Genomic DNA, 20,832 nt, shown 5'->3' on the forward strand with positions numbered 1-20,832 from the left:
CGGCGTCACCCCGCCAGCACGATCCGGCCCAGCTCCACCGACGACGCCAGGTGCGGATGCTGCGGCAGCACCCGCACCGTGTAACCGGTCAGCCCCGCGTGCGGCAGCGGCACCGCGACCTCCCAGCTGCCGTCGCCGCTGTGCGTCATCGCGGCGGTGATCGAATCGGCCAGCTCGTCGGCGTCGTCCACCCGGCCGACGACGGCCTCGACCGTCACGTCCGACGGGTCCAGCCCGGCCAGGTCCACCCCGGCGCGCACGGTCATCGGGGACCCGACGACCGGGGTGTCCGGCAGCCCGGAGGCGTCCACCCCGGTGATCCGGACGTGGTTCCACGCCTTGTTCAGCCGGGCGCGGTACTGCGCGATGTCGCGGGCCGCGGCATAGTCGTCGGCCGCGGCGGTTGCGGCGGCCCGGCCGGCCGGGGCGTACCAGTCCTGCACGTACTCCCGGACCATCCGGGTCGCCTGCACCTTGGGCCGCAGCGTGGTCAGGGTGTGCCGCACCATCTCCACCCAGCGCGGCGGGACCCCGTCGATCCGGTCGTAGAAGGCGGGCCCGACCTGGGTCGCGATCAGCTCGTAGAGCGCGTTCGCCTCCAGGTCGTCGCGCCGCGTCGGATCCTCGACGCCGTCCGCGGTGGGGATCGCCCAACCGTTGCGGCCGTCGTAGAACTCGTCCCACCAGCCGTCCCGGATGGACAGGTTCAGGCCGCCGTTGAGCGCCGACTTCATCCCGGAGGTGCCGCAGGCCTCCAGCGGACGCAGCGGGTTGTTCAGCCACACGTCGCAGCCCCAGTAGAGGTAGCGGGCCATCGACATGTCGTAGTCGGGCAGGAAGACGATCCGGTGCCGGACGCCGGCGTCATCGGCGAACCGGACGATCTGCTGGATCAGCGCCTTGCCGCCGTCGTCGGCCGGGTGCGACTTGCCCGCGACGATCAGCTGCACCGGGCGCTGCGGGTCGAGCAGCAGCCCGCGCAGCCGGTCCGGGTCGCGCAGCATCAGGGTGAGCCGCTTGTAGGTCGGCACCCGGCGGGCGAAACCGACGGTCAGCACGTCGGGATCGAAGACGTGGTCGGTCCAGCCCAGCTCCGGCTCGGAGGCGCCGCGCTCCAGCCAGGCGGCCCGGACCCGCCTGCGGACCTCGTCGACCAGCCGGGAGCGCAGGGTGTTGCGCAGCGACCAGAGATCGGCGTCGGAGACCTCGGCCGGGGTGGACTCCGGTGCGCCCAGCACGTCGGCGACCTGACCGGCCTCCCAGGTGTTGCCGTGCACGCCGTTGGTGACCGAGCCGATCGGCACCTCCTCCTGGTCGAAGCCGGCCCACATGCCGCCGAACATCCCCCGGGACACGATCCCGTGCAGCTTCGAGACGCCGTTGGCGCGCTGGGCCAGGCGCAGACCCATGTGCGCCATGTTGAACATCTCCGGGTCGTCCTCGGCGCCGAGCGCCAGCACCCGCTCGACCGGCAGGCCGGGCAGCAGCCGGTCGGTCAGGTAGTGGCGCACCAGGCCCAGCCCGAACCGGTCGATCCCGGCGGGGACCGGGGTGTGGGTGGTGAACACCGTCCCGGCCCGGACCGCGGCGAGCGCCTCGTCGAAGTCCAGCCCGGCGCCGGACACGGTCGCCGGCGAGCTCGACGAGGGGCCCGCCCCGTTCGACGCGACCGCGGAGCCGGTGCACAGCTCCCGGATCCGCTCCAGCCCGAGGAAGCCGGCGTGTCCCTCGTTGGTGTGGAACACCTCCGGGGCCGGGTGCCCGGTCACCCGGCAGAACGCGCGGACCGCGCGGACCCCGCCGACACCGATCAGGATCTCCTGCTGGATGCGGTGGTTCTGGTCGCCGCCGTAGAGCCGGTCGGTGACCCCACGCAGATCGGTCCCGTCGGACGAACCGCCGGACGTACCGCCGGAGTTCTCCGCTGTGTTCTCTTCGATGTCGGTGTCGAGCAGCAGCAGCGGGACCCGGCCGACCCGCGCCAGCCAGATCCGCGCGCTCAGCGTGCGGTCGCCGGGCATCGCGACCTCGATGAGCACCGGGGCGCCGTCGTCGCCGGTGAGCAGCTGCAGCGGCAGGCCCTGCGGGTCGATCGCCGGGTAGTGCTCGAGCTGCCAGCCGTCCAGCGACAACGACTGCCGGAAATACCCCGAGCGGTACAGCAGCCCGACCGCGACCAGCGGGACGCCCAGGTCGGAGGCCGCCTTGAGGTGGTCGCCGGCCAGCACGCCGAGACCACCGGAGTAGTTCGGCAGCACCTCGGAGACGCCGAACTCCATCGAGAAGTAGCCGATCGCGCCGGGCAGGCCGGCCCCGTCCTGCTCCTGGTACCAGCGCGGCTCGTCGAGGTAGCGCTGCAGGTCGGCGGCGCACTCGGCGACCCGCGCGGTCAGCGCGTCGTCGGTGGCCAGCTCGGCCAGCCGGGCGGTCGGGATCTCGCCGAGCAGCCGGACCGGATCCTGCCCGCAGTCGTCCCAGGCCTGCGGCTCCAGCGAGGCGAACAGATCGCGGGTGGGCGCATGCCACGTCCACCGTAGGTTCGTGGCCAGCGTCTGCAGCGGCGCGAGCGGACCGGGGAGCTGGGCACGGACGGTGAATCGGCGGAGGGCTCTCACGGCCGCGAGGGTAGCGGGACGGGCGACACGCGTGGGCGGCCCGCCCGGCCACCGGTGCCACTCACCGGTAGGGTTGGCTGACCGCGGGGAAGACCGGATCCGTGCACGTCGGATCGGTTCCGTAGCGCCGCGAACGCCGGGCCGTCCCGGGGGCGGCGGTGGTGTGCCGGCGCGCCGACCGCGGCACGAGACTTCTACCGACGGTGACGACGAGCCGCGGTGACGCGGAGCCTGGGGGTGCAGCCGATGACCGGTCGGCTCGGAATCGATGACGTGACACCGTTCGTGGAGACCGGTGATCCGGCCAAGGCCGTCGTCGGCGAGGTCGTCCCGGTTCGCGCGACGGTGTGGCGGGAGGGGCACGACGCGGTCGCCGCGAACGTCGTCCTCACCCCGCTCGGCACCGACGGCACCCCCGGCGAGCCGCGCTACGTCCGGATGCTCCCCGAGGGTGTGGGGACCGACCGGTTCGGCGCCTGGGTGGTGCCCGACGCCGAGGGCCGCTGGACGTTCCGGGTGGACGCCTGGAGCGACCCGTGGGCGACCTGGCGCTCGGGCGTCGAGAAGAAGATCGCCGCCGGGCAGTCGGCCGACGAGCTGGCCAACGACCTGGAGATCGGCGCCCGGCTGTTGTCCCGGGTGGGCAGGCGCCCGACCGAGCAGGACAGCCGCGATCTGCTGCTCGGCGCGGCGAACGCCCTGCGCGACACCGCACTCCCACTGCGGGCGCGGGTCGCCCCGGCACTGTTCGACGCGGTCGTGACGATCATGACCGAGCGTCCGGTCCGGGAGCTGATCACGCACGGCCCGGAGCGCGAGATCCACGTCGACCGCAGGCGTGCCCTCTACAGCTCCTGGTACGAGTTCTTCCCGCGGTCCACCGGTGGCCGCGACGAGACCGGCCGGCCGGTGCACGGCACGTTCGCGACGTCGTCCAAGGAGCTGGACCGCGTCGCGCGGATGGGCTTCGACGTCGTCTACCTGCCCCCGATCCACCCGGTCGGCACGGTGCACCGCAAGGGCCGCAACAACTCCGTGCACGCCGAGCCGGGCGACGTCGGCTCGCCGTGGGCGATCGGCTCCGCCGCGGGCGGGCACGACGCGATCGATCCGGAACTGGGCGACTTCGACGACTTCGACGCGTTCGTCGCGAAGGCCGCCGAGCTCGGCCTGGAGGTCGCGCTCGATCTGGCGTTGCAGTGCGCGCCGGACCACCCGTGGGTCACCGAGCACCCGGAGTGGTTCACCGTCCGGCCGGACGGGACGATCGCCTACGCGGAGAACCCGCCGAAGCGCTACCAGGACATCTACCCGCTCAACTTCGATCGCGACCCGGAGGGCATCTACGCCGAGTGCCTGCGCGTGGTGCGCAAGTGGGTCGATCACGGCGTCAAGATCTTCCGCGTCGACAACCCGCACACCAAGCCGCCGAACTTCTGGCACTGGCTGATCTGGGAGGTCAAGCGCCGGGATCCGGACGTGCTGTTCCTGGCCGAGGCGTTCACCCGCCCGGCCCGGCTGTTCGGCCTGGCCCGGCTCGGCTTCACCCAGTCCTACACGTACTTCACGTGGCGGACCGAGGCCGAGGAACTCGCCGACTTCGCGACGATGCACGCCGAGCACGCCGACGAGTGCCGGCCGAACCTGTTCACCAACACCCCGGACATCCTGCACCCGTCGTTGCAGACCGGTGGCCCGGCGATGTTCGCGATCCGGGCGACCCTGGCCGCCACGATGTCCCCGACCTGGGGCGTCTACTCCGGATTCGAGCTGTACGAGGGCACCCCGGTGAAGGCGGGCAGCGAGGAGTACCTGGACTCGGAGAAGTACGAGCTGCGGCCGCGTGACTTCGAGACCGCGCTCAACCAGGGTCGGTCGCTGGAGCCCTACCTCACCCGGCTCAACGAGATCCGCCGCGAGCACCCGTCACTGCAGCAGCTCCGCGAGATCCACTTCCACGAGGTGGACAACCCGCAGCTGATCGCCTACTCCCGGCTCGACCCGGCGACCGGCGACCAGGTGCTCGTGGTGTGCACACTGGACTCGTTCGCCGCCCAGGAGGGCACCGTCAAGCTCGACATGCCGGCGCTGGGGCTGGACTACGCCGACCTCGTCGACGTGCACGACGAGATCTCCGGCCAGACGTTCCGCTGGGGCGAGTACAACTTCGTCCGGCTGGTCCCGGCGGAGCACGTCGCCCACGTCCTTCGGCTCCCGCCGCGGACCCCGCTGGTCTGACCCGCGCTGATCACGGATCGGGAACCGAGGCGTTCGCCCAGCGAGCGTTCCGGTTCCCGATTCGTGATCACCGGGCCGGACGACGTGCACCGGCCCGGGTCCCGCGCTCAGGCACCGTCCTCGACCGGCGGCGCCTCCAGCACCACCGCCGTCGCCCGGAACGGCGTCATGTCCACCCGGAAGCCGTTCAGGTCGTCGACGGTCCCGACCGTCTCCCCGGAGAACAGGTCCACCACCACCGAACCCGGCTCGAAGTGATCGGACCGCACCGCCGCGTCGACGTGCTCGTCGGCGAAGTTCAGCACGGTCGCCTGGGTCCGGCCGTCGTCGAGGGCGTGCACCATCACCAGCAGTCCGCGGTGCGCGACGTCCGGCACGTCGATCTGCCGCGCCGTCGCCACCCCGCTGTGCTTGCGGACGGCCAGGATCGCCTGCATCTGCCGGGCGAAACTGGTCTCGTCGGCGAGCTGCTCGGGCAGCGGGCCGTAGAGGCTGCGCCCGCGGGGCATCCCGGAGGCCGATCGGTCGGCGTCCGGCGAGTGGCCCATCAGGTCGTGCGCCGGCCGGGAGATCCATCGGGTGTCGCCGGAGGCCAGCAGGTCGCTCACCTGCTCGGGAGGCAGGGTCAGCATCCCGAGCAGGTCCCAGCCGGACAGCGCGAACACGCCGGGCTGGAACGCGTTGAACATGACCAGCAGCAGATGCACCCGCCGGATCCGCTCGACGTCGTCCGGGGTGATGTCGTCGAGCGCCGAGATGCCGAGCGACGCCGCGATCACGGTCGCGGTGGTGCAGGCGATCCCGTTCGTCGTGAAGATCAGGTTGTACGGGACGTCCGGGCCGGTCAGGTGCTCGCACAGGTCGCGCCGGATGGTGTCGGCGAGATCACCGCCGGTGACGTCCTCCCCGCGGAAGGCGAACAGCTCGGTCGCGTGCCCGGCCGTCCAGTGCACCAGCTCGTAGGTCAGCTCGTCGTGGTTCTGCAGCGCGTGCACCAGCGACGCCGGATCGACCCCCAGGTCGAGTGCGGTGCGCAGGGTCAGCCGCAGGAACTCGGTGTCGGCGGTGGCCAGCGCGTGGTGGTAGGCGGGCCGGTTGATGAAGTCGTAGGACAGGTCGGCGCCGGCCTCGGAGGTGACCTTGATGTCGTCGACGGTCAGGTTCAGCTCCTGGAAGGTGAACCCGCCGACCTTGCGCACCATGCTCGCGATCAGGTGGTTCGCCGCCTCGGACAGCGGATGCCCCTCCGACCAGCCGGGCATCCCGCCGGTCGACTTCTCGACGCCGAGGAAACCGTTGGCGTCCAGGCGCAGCGCGCCGGAGCCGAGATCGGCCAGCGAGTGCAGGGCGTCGCCCATCACCATCCGCATCCCGGCGAACGTCGGGTCCAGCCAGTTGACCGAGGGCTGGCCGTCCTTGAAGTAGTGCAGGTACACCCACCGCCGGACGACGCCGTCGACCCCGGTGACCTCCCCGGTCACCGACCAGTTGGTCTCCTTAACGCCCTCCCGGAAGAAGATCACCCGCTGCAGCCGCCCGACGATGTAGCCGGCCTTCTCCAGCGCCTCCTCGGTGGCCGCGTCCAGGTTGACCGAGTCCCGGCCGGGCGGGACGTCGGGCAGCGTGCCCCAGTCCCCCGGCTCGATCTCGACCATGTGGTAGATCCCCGGGTAGTCGCCGTAGGCGAGCTCGGCGAGCCGGAAGTCGGGGCCCTTGCCGGTGTGCCCCGGCACCACGTCGTCGATGATCGTGCCGCCGTGCCAGGTCGCGGTGGCGCACATGCCGCGGAACTCGTCCTCGGTGCCGAACACCGGATCGAGCTCGTTGGAGATCCGGTCGAAGTGCCCGTCGACGCTCGGGGTCGGCTGCCAGCCGGACAGCCCGCCCGCCCGCTTCACCGGCCCGGTGTGGACGCCCTCGATGCCGATCGTCTCGAACGCCTGCCACAGCTCCTCGTCGCCGAGCGCACCGAGGAAGGACACGCCGGGCCGGGTGATCAGCGAGATCGGGTAGGCGGTGAACCAGACCGACGCGGTCTCCACGGCGTGCCGCGGGCCGGGGCTGGCGAACGGGTTCTGCCACATCGAGCCCTGCCCGGAGAACTGCCGGGCCAGCTCGTTGGCGTGCCCGAGCATCGACTGGGCGAGCAGCCAGGACACGTACACCGGGTTCTCACCCGACGCGGGACCGTCCTGGGCGACCGAGCGGCGGCGCACCGTCGACCGGACCCGGGCGCGGTGCCGCAGCGTCCGCGGCCGGGCCTCGTGGAAGTACTCCGCGAAGTTGACGTCCGGCGGCTGGGCGGCGGGCTCCTCGGCAGCACTGTGAGCCGTGTTCTCGGCAGCGCTGTGAGCCGTGTTCTCGGCAGCGCTGTCAGCCGTGTTCTCAGCCATGTCCTCGGCCATCGGCTCTCGCTCGCTCACGCCGCCGGTCCTCCGGGTCGCTGTCGGGGCTCGTCGGTACCGATGCGCGCACGGCCTCGCACGGCCGGGCACGGCACCGCGGGCGCGACGACACCGGAACACGCCGGTCCGCCGCAGGCCCACAGGGGCACCGGGATCAGTATGGGTTTCCGGGCACGGAACTGCCCGGGAGACGGGGTCGGTGACCGCCCGTGACCACGGGTGGTCCATCCGCGACGGACAGTACCAGTGGGCCGGGTGCACACCCGGCCGGGACCGGCGCCCACGGTTAGGGTTCTGCGGACGCGGAGTGGCCCGGGACGCACGGTGCCGCAGCGAGACCACAGCCGGGCGTACGCCCCGGCGGGAGGGGGACGACGCGTGGGTCCGACCGGAGCATCCGACCACCTCTCGGCGCTTCCCGACCTGCTCCGGGGCTGGCTGCCCGGGCGGCGCTGGTTCGCCGAGAAGGGCAGGCCGTTGCAGTCGGTCCGGATCGCCGCCCGGACCGAGCTGCCCGCCCCCGGGGAACTGCTCGGGCTCGACGTCCTCGTGCTCGCGGTCTCCTTCGCCGACGGGCCGGACCGGTACTACCAGCTGCACCTGGCCCGGCGCGCCGGATCGGGCAGCGGATTCGGCACCGCGGTGATCGCCGAGCGGGACGACGTCGTGCTCTACGACGGATTGCACGATCCCGCCGTCACCGGATGGCTGCTCGGCGCGATCGCGACCGGCCGCACCGTGCACGATCTGGCCTTCGTGCCCGAGCCGGGCGTCGTGCTGCCCACCGGCGAGACCGGCACGGTCGTCGACGCCGAGCAGTCCAACACCTCGGTCCGCTGGGGCGAGCGCTCCATCCTCAAGATCTACCGGCGGCTCTCCCCCGGCCCGAACCCCGATCTGGAGCTGCACCGCGCGCTGCGCACGGCCGGGGTCGGCTCCGTAGCCGCGCTGCAGGGCGCGATCGAGGGCACGCTCGACGGCGAGCCCACCACCTACGGCCTGTTGCAGGAGTTCGCCGCCGGATCGCAGGACGGCTGGGAGCGCGCCGTGCTCGCGGTACGCGACGGGCGCGACTTCACCGCCGACGCGCACGCGCTCGGCGGCGCGCTCGCCGAGGTACACCTGGCGCTGCGCGACGAGCTCGGCGCCGGTGAGTCCGATCCGGTCGCGATGGCCGGGTACTGGACGTCCCGGTTGGAGACCGTCGCCGCCCAGGTCCCGGTCCTCGCTCCGCACGTCCCGGCGATCCGCGCCGTCTACGACGAGGTCGCCGCGCTCGGCGAGCCGGTGGTCGTCCAGCGGGTGCACGGCGACCTGCACCTCGGACAGACCCTGCGCACCCCGGGCGACGACTGGCTGATCATCGACTTCGAGGGCGAGCCGGCCGCCACCCCTGCCGAGCGGCGGGCACCGGACGCCGCGGTGCGCGACGTCGTCGGAATGCTGTTCTCCTTCGAGTACGCGGCCTTCCACCACCTGCTCTCCAGCTCCGACACGCCCGGCGGAGGTCTCGGTTCGGACACTCCGCAGTCACGTGCGGCACACGCCTGGTCGACCGCCAACCGGGACGCGTTCTGCGCCGGTTACGCCGCGCGCACGGGCACCGATCCGCGCACGCAGGACGCGCTGCTGCGTGCCTTCGAGCTCGACAAGGCCGTCTACCAGGTGATCTACGAGACCCGCAGCCGTCCGACCTGGCTGCCGATCCCGCTGACCGCGATCGCACGTACCACGACCGGGCCGACCGCGTAACCCGGTAGTCACCGGACCTTCGCCGACCCGCCTCCCGGGCAACTCCCGACGTCCCGGGCGGACGGTCGCGGGATCGTGGAATCCTCCGAAGAGGAGGAACACTGCGATGAGACGACGACGCCGGGGGCCCCGATGACCCCGGGCCTGGACGACGTGCTGGGGCTGATGCTGTCACCCGAGCCGGGCACCCTCGCCCTCACGCTCGCGGTGCTCGCCGTCGGCGTGTTCGTGGAGGGGCCGATCGTCACCGTGGTGGCCGGCTCCCTCGCCGGAGCCGGGATCCTCGACTGGTGGACGGTGCTGCTGGTCGCCGTCGTGGCCGATCTCGTCGCCGACACCGCCCTCTACCTGCTCGGCAGGGCCGGCAACCGGCCCCGGGTGGCACCCGTCCTGGTGAAGCTGGGGCTGACCGGCAGACGCTGGGAGACGCTGCGGGAACGCGTGGGGGACAATCTCGGTCACGTGGTGCTGGGGGCGAAACTGGTCGACGTCGGGGCCATCCCCGCGTTCCTGGCCACCGGCCTGGCGGGGGTGTCCTACCGCCGGTTCCTGGCCTGGGTCGTCCCCGCCACCGTGGTCCGGGCAGCACTGCTGGTCGGGATCGGCTGGGCGGTAGGCGGCCGGCTCGCCTCCGAGCTGGCGGACCGCCCGTGGATCCTGGTGGTGGCCGGGCTCGGCGTCGGCCTCGGGCTGGTGGCCGGGCGCGCACTGTGGGTGCGCGCCGCGACCTCGCGGAAGGAGAACGTGTGCGCGTCCTGATCGGGGCCGACACCTGGGCACCGGACGTCAACGGGGCCTCCTACGCCGCCCGCCGGCTGGCCGCCGGGCTGGCCGGGCGCGGACACGACGTACACGTCGTGGCTCCGGCCCGCGGGCTGCGCAGCCGTCCCGCCCGGAAGGTGGGGCCGCTGACCGAGCACCGGGTCCGCTCGTTCCCGGTACCGAAGCCACCCGAGTTCCGGCTCTGCACCCCGGTCGCGCTGCGGCTCACCGCCCGGAGGCTGCTGACCCGGGTCCGGCCGGACGTCGTCCACGTGCAGAGCCACATGATCCTCGGCCGGGTGCTGCTGTCGGCCGCCCAGGACCTGGGCATCCCCACGGTGGCGACCACGCACATGATCCCGGAGAACATCCTGCCCGCGGTCAGCTTCCTGCACCTGCCCCCGGCACAGCTGAAGAAGCTGTTCTGGCGGGATGCGGCGCGAGTGCTCGCCCGCGCCGGGCTGGTCACCGCCCCCACTCCGCTGGCCGCGTCGCTGGCCGAGCGCAACGGGGTCCCGGGGCCGGTGCTGCCGGTCTCGAACGGCCTGGACCTGTCCCGGTTCCGGCCCGACACCGAGGGTCGCGGGGCCGCGTTCCGGATCCGGCACGGCATCCCGGAGACCGCCCCGGTGGCCGGTTTCGTCGGGCGGCTGGACCGGGAGAAGCACGTCGACGAGCCCGTCCGGGCGCTGCCGCTGGTGCGCAGGACGCTGCCGGATGCGCGCCTGGTCGTCGTCGGTGACGGGGAGGAACGGGCCCGGCTGCACGCCGTGGCCCGCTCCGCCGGGGTCGGGCCCGCCGTCGTCTTCACCGGGCGGATCTCCGACGACGAGATCCCGGACGTCTACGCCGCGCTGGACGTGTTCGTGAACGCGGGCACCGCCGAGCTGCAGAGCCTGGTGACGCTGGAGGCGATGGCGACCGGGAAGCCGGTCGTCGCGGTCGACGCCGGGGCGCTGCCGCACCTGGCCCGGCAGGGCGAGAACGGCTTCCGCTACCCGCACGGCGATGTGCCGGCGCTGGCCGACCGGCTGGTCCGGGTGCTCGGCGACCCGGCCGCCATGGCCACGATGGGCGAGGCCAGCCTGCGGATCGCCGGCGAGCACGGGATGGACGCCACCCTCGACGCCTTCGAGGTGCTGTACCGCTCCCGGACCGCCCCGATCGTCGGGACGCGGCCGCTGCGCAGGCCCGCCGACCGGCGGACCGGGTCCCGGCGGTGACCGCGCCCGCCCTGCAGGGGTGGCCCGATGCTCGGCAGTCCGGGCAGTCCGGGCAGTCCGGGCGGGGGCGGTTCGGGCCGGCCGAGCGGACCGAGCGAACCGTCGACGGTGCCCGGACCGTCGTGCACAGCTTCGGCGATCCGTCGGCGCCGCCGCTGCTGGCGCTGCACGGACTGCGCGGCAGCCATCACGGGCTCGCGCCGCTGGCGTCGCGGCTGCCCGGCGCACACGTCGTCGTGCCGGACCTGCCCGGGTTCGGCGAGTCCCCGCCGTTCGCCGATCGCGCGCACGACGTCGCCGGGTACACCCGCTGGGCGGCCGCGCTGCTGCGTGATCTCGGCCCGGACGCGACGCTGCTCGGCCACTCGTTCGGCTCGGTCGTGGCGACCGCCACCGCCGCCGGCTGCCCACCGCGCGCACTGGTGCTGCTCAACCCGATCGCCGAGCCCGCGTCCGCGGCGGGCGGGGTGACCGGCGCCGGGACCCGGCTGACGTCGCTGCTGCACGAGGGCGCCGCCCGGCTGCGGCTCGACGGCGTGCTGCGGCACCGGCTGCTCGCCGACGCCGCGACGGCCACGATGGCCACCACCACCGATCCGCTGCTGCGGCGCTGGATCGCCGACGAGCACCGGGCCCGGTTCGGCACGTTCGCCGATCTCCGGTCGCTGCTGGAGACGTTCCGGGCGGCCGGTTCCGGCACCGCCCGCTCCTGGGCGCCGCGGGTGACCGCCCCGGTGCTGCTGCTCGCCGGCGCGCTGGACCGGGTCGCGCCGGTCGCCGGGCAGCACGCGCTCGCGGCCACCTTCCCGGACGCCCGGCTGGTGCTGCTGCCCCGCACCGGGCACCTGGTGCACTACGAGGCCCCGGCCTGGGCGGCCCGCGAGATCGGCGGGTTCCTCGGCGGCCTGCCCGGATGAGGATCCTCCTCGACTGCCGCTACATCCGGCCGGGCGAGCCGGACGGGATCGGCCGCTACACCACCGGCCTGGTCCGGGCGCTGGACCGGCTGCACCCCGTCGAGCTCCTGGTGTCGGACCCGCGGCAGCGCGACGGACTGCCGGACCGCCCGGCACACACCCTGCCCGCGCCCACCGGGCCCGGTGAGCCGTTCGTGGCCCGGCACGTGAACCGGCTGCTCGGCAGCACCGCCGGTGATCCCGACACCGTCGTGTTCTCCCCGATGCAGACGATGGGCACGCTCGGGCGGCGCTACGCCGTCGTCCTGACCGTGCACGACCTCATCTACTACCGGCACCGGACACCACCGCCGTGGCTGGCCGCGCCGGTCCGCGCGCTGTGGCGCGGCTACCACCTGTCGTGGTGGCCGCAGCGGCTGCTGCTGGCCGGGGCCGACGCGGTCGCCGTCGTGTCGCGGGCCACCGGCGATCTCGTCGACGCGCACCGGCTCACCCGGCGCCCGGTCGCCGTCGTTCCGGACGCCACCGACTTCCACCTCCCCCCGGGGACGCCCCGGCGCAGCCGGCCGGACGGCAACCGGATCGTCTACGCCGGGTCGTTCATGCCCTACAAGAACGTCGCGACCCTCGCCAGGGCCGCGGCGCTGCTCGACGACCACGAGCTGCACCTGGTCTCCCCGGTGCCGCCGGGGGTCCGCGACGAGCTGGAGCGCCTCGCCGGGAGGAACCGGCCGGTGTTCCACGACGGCGTCGACGACGCCGGCTACCGCGCACTGCTGGACGGGGCGACGGCGCTGGTGTCCGCCTCCCGCGACGAGGGCTTCGGGCTGCCGGTGCTCGAGGCGATGGCCCGCGGCTGCCCGGTGGTCGTCTCCGACATCCCCGCCTTCCGCGAGGTCGCGGGCGACGCCGGGCTGTTCGCCGGCCCGGACGACCCGGCCGGATTCGCCGCCGCCGTCCGCTCGCTCGACGGGAGCTGGCCGGAACGCTCGGACGCGGTGCGCGAGCGGGCCCGCACCCGGACCTGGGACGCCGCGGCGGCCACCCTGCTGGGTGTACTGCAGGACACCGTCACCCGCCGGCGTCACCCGGCCGGTGGGCCCCGCTGACGCCGTGCGCAGGCGGCCGGGCTGCGATCGGGCAACGGTGGGTCCCCGCGCTCGGCACCTCCCGTCGATGGCCAGTACGGTTCCGCAGGTGACCTCCGAAGAGACGCGAGCGACCCGAGAGACGCGAGCGACCCCGGCGCCGCGAGCGACGGAGGAGACGCACGCGCCGGACCAGGCGACGATCGATCGGCTCCTCGGCGGAGCCCACCACGACCCGCACTCGGTGCTGGGCGCGCACCAGCACGCCGAGGGCACCGTGATCCGGGTGCTGCAGCCGCACGCCACCTCGGTGGCGGTGCTGCCCAACGGTGAGCGCGAGCTGGCCCACGAGCTGGAGCGGGTGCACGACGCCGGGCTGTTCTCCGGGGTCGTGCCCGGCTCCGGCGGCGACTACCGGCTGCTCGTGCGGCACGGCGACGACCCGGCGGCCGAGCAGATCGTCGACGACCCGTACCGCTGGCTCCCGACGCTCGGCGAGATCGACCTGCACCTGATCGGCGAGGGGCGCCACGAGCGTCTGTGGGACGTGCTCGGCGCGCATGTCCGGGAGTACGACACCGCGTCCGGCCCCGTCGCGGGCACCAGCTTCGCCGTCTGGGCGCCGAACGCCGGCGGCGTACGCGTCACCGGTGACTTCGACGGCTGGGCTGGCTGGACGCTGCCGATGCGGTCGCTGGGCACCTCGGGCATCTGGGAGATCTTCCTGCCCGGGGTCGGCGTCGGCACCCGGTACAAGTTCCGGGTGCTGGGCCCGGACGGCCGCTGGCGGGACAAGGCCGACCCGATGGCGTACGCGACCGAGATCCCGCCGCAGACGGCGTCCGTGGTCACCGCCCCGGTGCACGAGTGGGGCGACCAGGAGTGGATGGCGGCCCGCGCGGACCGCCAGCCGCACCAGGAGCCGATGAGCGTCTACGAGCTGCACCTCGGCTCGTGGATCCCGGGCCTGGACTACCGGGAGATCGCCGAGCGGCTGGTCGCCTACCTCGACACGACCGGTTTCACCCACGTCGAGCTGCTGCCGGTGGCCGAGCACCCGTTCGGTGGCTCGTGGGGCTATCAGGTCACCTCGTACTACGCGCCGACCTCGCGTTTCGGCACCCCGGACGACTTCCGCTGGTTCGTCGACCGGCTGCACCGGGCCGGCTACGGCGTCATCGTCGACTGGGTGCCCGCGCACTTCCCGCGCGACGCGTGGGCGCTGGCGAAGTTCGACGGCACCGCCTGCTACGAGCACGCCGATCCGCGCCGCGGCGAGCAGCCGGACTGGGGCACCCTGGTGTTCGACTTCGGCCGCAACGAGGTGCGCAACTTCCTCGTCGCGAACGCGCTGTACTGGCTGGAGTCGTTCCACATCGACGGTCTCCGGGTGGACGCGGTCGCCTCGATGCTCTACCTGGACTACTCCCGGGCCGACGGCCAGTGGCTGCCGAACATCCACGGCGGACGGGAGAACCTGGACGCCGTCGCGTTCCTGCAGGAGATGAACGCGACCGTCTACCGGGAGCACCCCGGCGTCGTGACCATCGCCGAGGAGTCCACCGCGTGGCCCGGCGTCACCCGTCCCACCTACATGGGCGGCCTGGGCTTCGGCCTGAAGTGGAACATGGGCTGGATGCACGACACGCTCGACTACACCGGGCGCGATCCCATCCACCGCAGCTACCACCACAACCAGATGACGTTCTCGCTGATGTACGCGTTCAGTGAGAACTACGTGCTGCCGATCAGCCACGACGAGGTCGTGCACGGCAAGGGTTCGCTGTGGACCCGGATGCCCGGCGACGACTGGAACAAGGCGGCGGGCGTCCGCGCCCTGCTCGCCTACATGTGGGCGCACCCCGGCAAGCAGCTGCTGTTCATGGGCGGCGAGTTCGGGCAGCCCCGCGAGTGGTCCGAGCAGCGGTCGCTGGACTGGCACCTGCAGGAGTCCGACCCGCTGCACGGCGGCATCACCTCGCTGGTCGGCGACCTGAACCGGGCCTACCGCGCCCAGTCCGCGCTGTGGTCGCACGACACCACGCCGGAGGGCTTCGCCTGGATCGACGCCAACGACGCGACCGGCAACGTCTTCTCCTTCCTGCGGCACGGCGTCGACGCCGAGGGCAGGCCGAGCGTGCTGGCCTGCATCGCGAACTTCGCCGGGGCCCCGCGGGAGAACTACCGGGTCGGGCTGCCGTTCGCCGGGAACTGGACGGAGCTGGTGAACACCGACGCGTCCAGCTACGGCGGGTCCGGCGTCGGAAATCTGGGCCGGGTGAAGGCCGAGCAGTACATGTGGCACGGCCAGCCGGCGTCGGCGGTGCTCCAGCTGCCCCCGTCGGGTGTGCTGTGGCTGGTGCCGGAGCAGACCGGTGGGCCGGTGACCTCGGCCCCGGCCGCGGTGTCCGGTTCCGTCCCGCCGCCGCTGCCCGCGGGCGAGCTTCCCGACGAGCCGGAGACCACCGACGTCGAGGCCCCCGCCACCCCGGACGACGGCTACCGGGCCGCCGCACCGGACCCGGTCTCCACCGGGCCGGCAGGGCCTGCTCCCGCGCCCGCGGTGACCAGCCCGCTGAACGGCACTCCCCCGGGAACCGGATCCGAGGCGACCGGCCCGCTGGATGGCACGTCTTCGGCAGCCGGATCCGAGGCGACCGGCCCGGCGAAGGCCGCATCGTCGGCCCCCGCGACCGAGACGGCCGGGCCGGCGAGCACCGCGCCCGAGCGGACCGGGCCGGTTAGCGACGTGCCCGAGCGGACCGGGCCGGTTAGCGACGTGCCCGAGCGGACCGGGACGGTTAGCGACGTGCCCGAGCAGGCCGAGCCCACAGCCGCCGAGCCCACAGCGACCGAGCCTGCACCGACTGAGCCGGAGGCGGCGGAGCCGGGCACCGGCACCGCCGAACCGGCCGGAACGGAGAGCGGCACTCCCACGGCGACCGAGCCGGACAGCGGCCCGCCCGCGGCCACCACCGGCTCGGTGTCGCAGAGCGTGTCCCCCGCACCCGGGACGATCGGGGCGCGCGCGGTACGCAACGGGTCGTTCGTCAACGGGAGCTCCGGGACCGGCAGGTCGGACACCGGCACGTCGTCGACGGACTGACCCTTCCTACCGGCAGGCCACGCACCGGCAGACCGGCCCCGGCTCACCCCGCGGGACGCCGTCCACCCGGTCTGCGTGCTCCCGCACGCAGACCGTCCCCTCGTCGTCGGGCCGCCAGGGAACCCAGGCCGTCGGCTCGGGGAGCCGCTCGGCGTCCACCCACACTCGGGCCACGTTCCTCCTTCCGGTGCCGGGGCATCACCGAAACGGTGCATCGGTCGATCCACCGAACGGCGGTACTCGCGGCCGCGCCTCGTCGCGCCTCGTAACAAGGAGCTTTATAAGAGGCTGGCCAGGGCAGGGGGTACGCCTTCCGCAGAACGGAACACCGCATCGTTTCGCGGTCGACAGAGTCGGTGAACGGCCCACGAGCGGTCCGCTGTCATGCGCCGGGGCGCACCGGTTCGCCGGTGTCTCCGGAATGCCGGTCCCGTCGGGGCTCCGGTGCGATCCCGCCCGTCGAGGGCCGCAGGAGCGCCCACCACGTCGTGAGCAGCACGGCGGTGTAGAGGGCGTGGCCCACCGGGCTGAGCGGGTTGCCGGCGGCCCACAGGTCGGCCCAGCTCACCGGGATCACCGCCAGCGCGAACAGCGCCCCTGCCACCCGGCGCCGGGTGTCCCCCGGCCGTCCGGACGCGACCAGTGCGAGCAGCCCGGGCCAGAGCAGCAGCAGGTAGTTGTGCCACGAGATGGGCGCGGCCAGCAGGCCGGTGGCCAGCACCGCGAACGGTGCGGTCCCGCCCGGATCGGTTCCCGCGGCGAGCACGGTCCCGTACCGGGCGGTGCGCCGGGCGTAGTGCGTGAGCGTCCCGAGCAGCAGGACGGCGCCCAGCACCGTCCCCACGACGGTCGGCAGTCCCCACCGCAGCGCCAGGCCCGGCAGCGAGGCGTTGTCCAGGGTCGGCCCGACCGGCTCCGCCAGTGCCATCGCCAGCCACTGCCACGCCGTCGGCCAGCCGGCGACCGCGACTCCGGCCAGCGTGGCGACCGCGGCCGATCCGACACCCACCACGAACGGCCGCCACCGCCGCTGGGCGGCGGCGAGGAGCAGCAACGGCGCCAGCGACGGCTTCACCGCCACCGTCACCCCGTACAGCACCGCCGCCGCGACCGGATGCCCGCGACGCTCGGCGATCCAGCCGGCGACGAGCCCGGCGAGCAGCAGCGGATAGATCTGCCCGAGCAGCAGCGTGCCGTGCAACGGCGACGACGCCAGCACCGCGCCGAGCCCCAGCAGCGTCCAGGTCCGGCCCAGCGCCAGCTCCCGGCAGACCGCGAGGACGGCTCCGGCCACGAGCAGCACCGAGCACGCCGTCAGCACCCGGTAGCCGGTCAGCGCGTCGAGCGCACCCAGCGGCGCCAGCAGGACGGTGAGCAGCGGCGGGTTCAGGTTGTGCAGCCGGGCACCGGTGTCGTAGATCGCCGAGCTGCCGGGGCCGTGCTCGACCAGTGCCCGCGCCGAGTGCCAGAAGGTGTCGAAGTCGACGTGCATGCCCGCGACATCGGGATGCGGGATCCACCGCAGCAGCGGCGACTCGCCGAAGGCGAGCAGCAGCGCCGCGGTCACCAGTGCCACGACCGTGACGACCGGGGCGGCCCCGCGGACCAGCCGGTGCAGACCGGTCACGACGGGGCCCGTGTCACGTCCGGCGTGGGCTCAGAACAGCGCCCGGCCCAATGCACGACGCGCGGTGCTCACCCGCGGGTCGTCGGCCGGGAAGAGCTCGAACAGACCGACCAGGTGCGCGCGGGCCCGGTCGCGGTCGTCGCCGCCGGTCCGGGCGACGGTGGCCACCAGACGGGCGAACGCGGCCTCGACGCTGTCCGCGGCCATCTCGGCATCGGCGGCCGCGAGCTGGGCGTCGACATCGTCGGGGTTCGCGTCCGCACGCTCGATCGCGCTCGGGTCGGCCTGCTCGGCGCGGGCCAGGAACTTCACCTGGGCGAGCGCGGCGGCAGCCTGCTCGTTGGCCGGCTCGTTGTCCAGGATCGCCTGGTAGGCGGCCTCGGCGGCGGCGTAGTCGCCCTGCTCGAGAGCATCCTCGGCGGCGGTGAAGCGCGGGTCCTCCGGCTCCTCCTGCTCCTCGGCGGGCTCGCCGGAGGCCTCCGCCGCGCGGCGCTCGCCCTCGGCGATCGCGGGCATCCGCTCGCGCAGCGCGTCGAGCAGCGAGCGGACCCACTCGGCGGCGCGGTCGTCCGGGATCGCGCCGTTGACGGCGTCCACCGGCTGACCGCCGACCAGCACCACGAGCATCGGGACCTGCTGGACACCGAAGGCCTGCGCGACCCGGGGCTGCGTGTCGATGTCCACCCGGGCCAGACGCCACGCGCCACCCCCGGTGGACGCCAGCCGCTCGAGCTCGGAGGACAGCTGCTCCTCACGCGGGTAGCGGCTGGCCCACAGCTCGACGACGACCGGGACCTGCAGCGACGGCTCGAGGACCTCGTTCTGGAAGCCCTGCTCGGTGGCTTCGACCACCCAACCGTCGCCGGGTGTACCGGGCCCGGGCGCGGAGCCTCCGGGCGCTGTCGGCCGGTTGGCCGCGTCGGCTCGCGCCTTCAGGCCCGAGAGGTCGACCGCTCCGGCCATTGCGGAGGACATCGCCGCACGCTGGGCCGTCTGACGAGGATCTGGGCGAGACACGCCGACCATCCTGGCACGGACGCGTGTCGGCCGTGACACACCCCGCCGTCCGGGGCCGTTCCCCGCCGACCGCACGTTCCGGTGGACGCCCCGACCACGCGCGGGCAGCGACCGCGCACCCAGGGTTCACGATCACCGGACCGGCGGAGCATCACCGGCCCCACTCGCTCGTTGAACCCCGTGCAGGGCCTCGACGGTGACTCTGCGTCATCAGATCGGCGGCGGGTTCTGCGGCGCCGATCCGGTGCGACCCCCGAGAAGACGAGCGAGAACGCCGGACCGATGGCCGGCCGCGACGGAGGAATCCCAGAAGATGAGCAACGTGCAGACCGCTGCCAAGCCGACCCTCGCCTACGCGTCGCTGGCGCTGGGCGCCCTCGCCGTGATCGCCGGGTTCCTGGTGCCGCTGTTCGCCTGGATCCTGGGGGCGGCCGGCCTGGTCGTCGGGTTCCTGGCGTTCCGCCAGCCGGCCACGGCCAAGCTCGGCCAGATCGGCATGGCGGTCAGCTTCGTGGCGATCCTGGTGGGTGTGTACCACTTCACCAGCCTCATCGCCTGACGAACGCGGCACCACCACGGCAGCCGTGAGCTGCCGCGACGGGTACGAACGGCCGGTGACGGATCTCCGTCACCGGCCGTCGCCGTCTCCGGCTCGGGCCGGCCACGGATCAGCAGCTGTTCGGCAGCGGGTCAGCTCCGGACCGGGAGTGCCGTCCCCACCGCGAGATCGGCGAGCAGCCCGGCGAGCGCCGCCGGACGGGTGAGCATCGGAAAGTGGCCCCCCGGGATCTCGACGATCTCCGCACCGACCCGTGCCGCCTCCCGACGGCCGGCCACCGGATCGACCACCCGGTCGTCCGCGCAGATCACCGACACCGTCCGGACACCGGGCCACGCCTCGATCGGGCACGGTTCCCGCAGCAGGCTCCAGTCCTGCGGGCGCAGCTCCGCCACCGCCGTGGCGACCGCCCGCTCCGCCTCCGCCCGCTCGCCCGCCGCCGCCGTGGCGACCGTCGGGTCCGGTTCCGCCCGCTCACCCGCCGGCGTGGCGACGACCGCCTGCTCTGCCTCCGCCCGCTCACCCGCCGGCGCGGTCGGCCCGGCCAGCTCCTCGGCGACGCCCCGGTAGAGACCGGCGACGGTCGTCGCCGCGTCCGGCCAGTAGGTCACCGGCCCGTCCCCGCGACGGACCCCGGCGTCGTAGCCGGCCACCATGAGATCGCCCTCGGACCGCAGCCGGTCGAGCTGCGGACGCCCCGGCTCGGGGACGAGCGCGCCGACCAGCACGAGCGCCCGGACCCGCCCGGGCCCCAGCCGGGCCGCGGCGACGGTGGCCGCCAGCCCGCCGAGCGAGTGCCCGACGAGCACCACCGGCTCCTCGGACCGCTCGGACGGCCCGGCCCCGTCGCGCTCGCCGGACCGCTCGGGCTGCTCCGCCCCGTCGCGCGCACCGGACCGGTCGCCCTGCCCCGGCTCGCCGGGCTCGCCGGGCCGCCCGGCCTCCGCGTGCTCGCCGTGGCCGGCGACGGCGAGCACCGCGGCGACCTGGTCCTCGTACCCGCCGCTCTCGGACGGCAGGTCCGGCGCGGACACCGGCACACCGCTGCGTTCCAGGGCGCCGGTGACCGCCGCCCACGACGAGCCCCGGTGCCAGGCACCGTGCACCAGCACCACCCGCGCGGTTCCCGGCGGTGGCGCGCCGGCGGCCTCCGGCCCGGTGCCGTCGAGCGCGCCGGTCATGCTCCGGCCCCCTCGCCCCGCAGGTGCTGCTCGACCCGGTCCACCTTCGCCTGCAGCTGCCCGCTGTGCCCGGGCCGGATGTCGGCCTTGAGGACCAGGCTGACCCGGGGCGACACGGCGCTGACCGCCTCGACGGCCCGCTTGACCACGGCCATCCCCTCGTCCCAGGTCTCCGACTCGATCGTGGTGAACATCGACGTGGTCTCGTTGGGCAGGCCGGACTCCCGGACCACCCGCACCGCCTCGGCGACCGCGGCACTGACTCCGCCGTCATCCGATTCGGAACCGGACGGTGCGATGCTGAACGCGAAGAGCATGCCGCCACACTGCCACGACACGGCG

General features: G+C 73.9%; 14 protein-coding genes and 1 pseudogene. 8 read left to right on the forward strand and 7 right to left on the reverse strand.

Going from position 1 to position 20,832, the window contains the following annotated elements:
• Positions 1-5: 5 nt before the first annotated feature.
• Positions 6-2,615 (reverse strand): alpha-glucan family phosphorylase, encoded by a 2,610-nt coding sequence (glgP, locus tag Pdca_RS26785; RefSeq protein WP_085910812.1) that lies wholly within the window; start codon positions 2,613-2,615, stop codon positions 6-8.
• 246 nt (positions 2,616-2,861) lie between these two features.
• Here glgP and Pdca_RS26790 point away from each other — a divergent pair, with 246 nt between their 5' ends.
• Positions 2,862-4,853, forward strand: coding sequence for an alpha-1,4-glucan--maltose-1-phosphate maltosyltransferase (locus Pdca_RS26790; RefSeq protein WP_085910987.1), 1,992 nt, complete (start codon positions 2,862-2,864; stop codon positions 4,851-4,853).
• Between the two features lie 107 nt (positions 4,854-4,960).
• Here the strand turns inward: Pdca_RS26790 and treS are convergent, their stop codons facing one another.
• On the reverse strand, positions 4,961-7,276 hold the full coding sequence (treS, locus tag Pdca_RS26795) for a maltose alpha-D-glucosyltransferase (RefSeq protein ID WP_232021216.1): 2,316 nt from the start codon (positions 7,274-7,276) through the stop codon (positions 4,961-4,963).
• 360 nt (positions 7,277-7,636) lie between these two features.
• Between treS and Pdca_RS26800 the strand changes: the two genes are divergently transcribed.
• The 6 genes and pseudogenes from Pdca_RS26800 to glgB form a co-directional block, all read left to right on the forward strand.
• Positions 7,637-9,010, forward strand: a complete 1,374-nt coding sequence (locus Pdca_RS26800) for a maltokinase N-terminal cap-like domain-containing protein (RefSeq protein WP_232021217.1) — start codon at positions 7,637-7,639, stop codon at positions 9,008-9,010.
• Positions 9,011-9,085: 75 nt separating this feature from the next.
• Positions 9,086-9,769 (forward strand): DedA family protein, encoded by a 684-nt coding sequence (locus Pdca_RS26805; RefSeq protein WP_141287084.1) that lies wholly within the window; start codon positions 9,086-9,088, stop codon positions 9,767-9,769.
• The gene (locus Pdca_RS26810; RefSeq protein WP_141287082.1) at positions 9,757-10,995 is read left to right on the forward strand and encodes a glycosyltransferase; all 1,239 of its coding nucleotides are present in this window, start codon (positions 9,757-9,759) and stop codon (positions 10,993-10,995) included. Before Pdca_RS26805 ends, Pdca_RS26810 begins: the two co-directional genes overlap by 13 nt.
• Positions 10,992-11,912 carry an alpha/beta fold hydrolase gene (locus Pdca_RS26815; protein ID WP_197719833.1) on the forward strand — a complete coding sequence of 307 codons (921 nt, stop codon included), beginning with the start codon at positions 10,992-10,994 and terminating at the stop codon, positions 11,910-11,912. The genes Pdca_RS26810 and Pdca_RS26815 overlap by 4 nt, the downstream gene beginning before the upstream one ends.
• Positions 11,909-13,021 carry a glycosyltransferase family 4 protein gene (locus tag Pdca_RS26820; RefSeq protein WP_085910809.1) on the forward strand — a complete coding sequence of 371 codons (1,113 nt, stop codon included), beginning with the start codon at positions 11,909-11,911 and terminating at the stop codon, positions 13,019-13,021. The genes Pdca_RS26815 and Pdca_RS26820 overlap by 4 nt, the downstream gene beginning before the upstream one ends.
• Before the next feature lie 67 nt (positions 13,022-13,088).
• A pseudogene (glgB, locus tag Pdca_RS26825) lies at positions 13,089-15,371 on the forward strand (1,4-alpha-glucan branching protein GlgB); the annotation flags it as partial.
• Positions 15,372-16,112: 741 nt separating this feature from the next.
• Here glgB and Pdca_RS35810 read toward each other — a convergent pair.
• The 3 genes from Pdca_RS35810 to Pdca_RS26835 all read right to left on the reverse strand — a co-directional run bounded on the left by Pdca_RS35810 (position 16,113) and on the right by Pdca_RS26835 (position 18,708).
• On the reverse strand, positions 16,113-16,280 hold the full coding sequence (locus Pdca_RS35810) for a hypothetical protein (protein ID WP_158092036.1): 168 nt from the start codon (positions 16,278-16,280) through the stop codon (positions 16,113-16,115).
• 208 nt (positions 16,281-16,488) lie between these two features.
• Entirely contained in the window at positions 16,489-17,733 is a 1,245-nt protein-coding gene (locus Pdca_RS26830; protein ID WP_085910808.1) for a glycosyltransferase family 87 protein, read from the reverse strand.
• Positions 17,734-17,763: 30 nt separating this feature from the next.
• The gene (locus tag Pdca_RS26835; protein ID WP_232021218.1) at positions 17,764-18,708 is read right to left on the reverse strand and encodes a tetratricopeptide repeat protein; all 945 of its coding nucleotides are present in this window, start codon (positions 18,706-18,708) and stop codon (positions 17,764-17,766) included.
• 355 nt (positions 18,709-19,063) lie between these two features.
• Between Pdca_RS26835 and Pdca_RS26840 the strand changes: the two genes are divergently transcribed.
• A complete protein-coding gene (locus Pdca_RS26840; protein ID WP_085910806.1) occupies positions 19,064-19,309 on the forward strand; it encodes a hypothetical protein in 246 nt (81 codons plus the stop codon).
• A 131-nt stretch (positions 19,310-19,440) separates the two neighbouring features.
• Here Pdca_RS26840 and Pdca_RS26845 read toward each other — a convergent pair whose 3' ends face one another.
• A complete protein-coding gene (locus Pdca_RS26845; RefSeq protein WP_085910805.1) occupies positions 19,441-20,490 on the reverse strand; it encodes a lipase family alpha/beta hydrolase in 1,050 nt (349 codons plus the stop codon).
• Positions 20,487-20,807 carry a thiamine-binding protein gene (locus Pdca_RS26850; RefSeq protein WP_085910983.1) on the reverse strand — a complete coding sequence of 107 codons (321 nt, stop codon included), beginning with the start codon at positions 20,805-20,807 and terminating at the stop codon, positions 20,487-20,489. Before Pdca_RS26850 ends, Pdca_RS26845 begins: the two co-directional genes overlap by 4 nt.
• Positions 20,808-20,832: the final 25 nt, after the last annotated feature.

The sequence above is a fragment of the Pseudonocardia autotrophica genome (genome assembly GCF_003945385.1).
Taxonomy (GTDB): domain Bacteria; phylum Actinomycetota; class Actinomycetes; order Mycobacteriales; family Pseudonocardiaceae; genus Pseudonocardia; species Pseudonocardia autotrophica.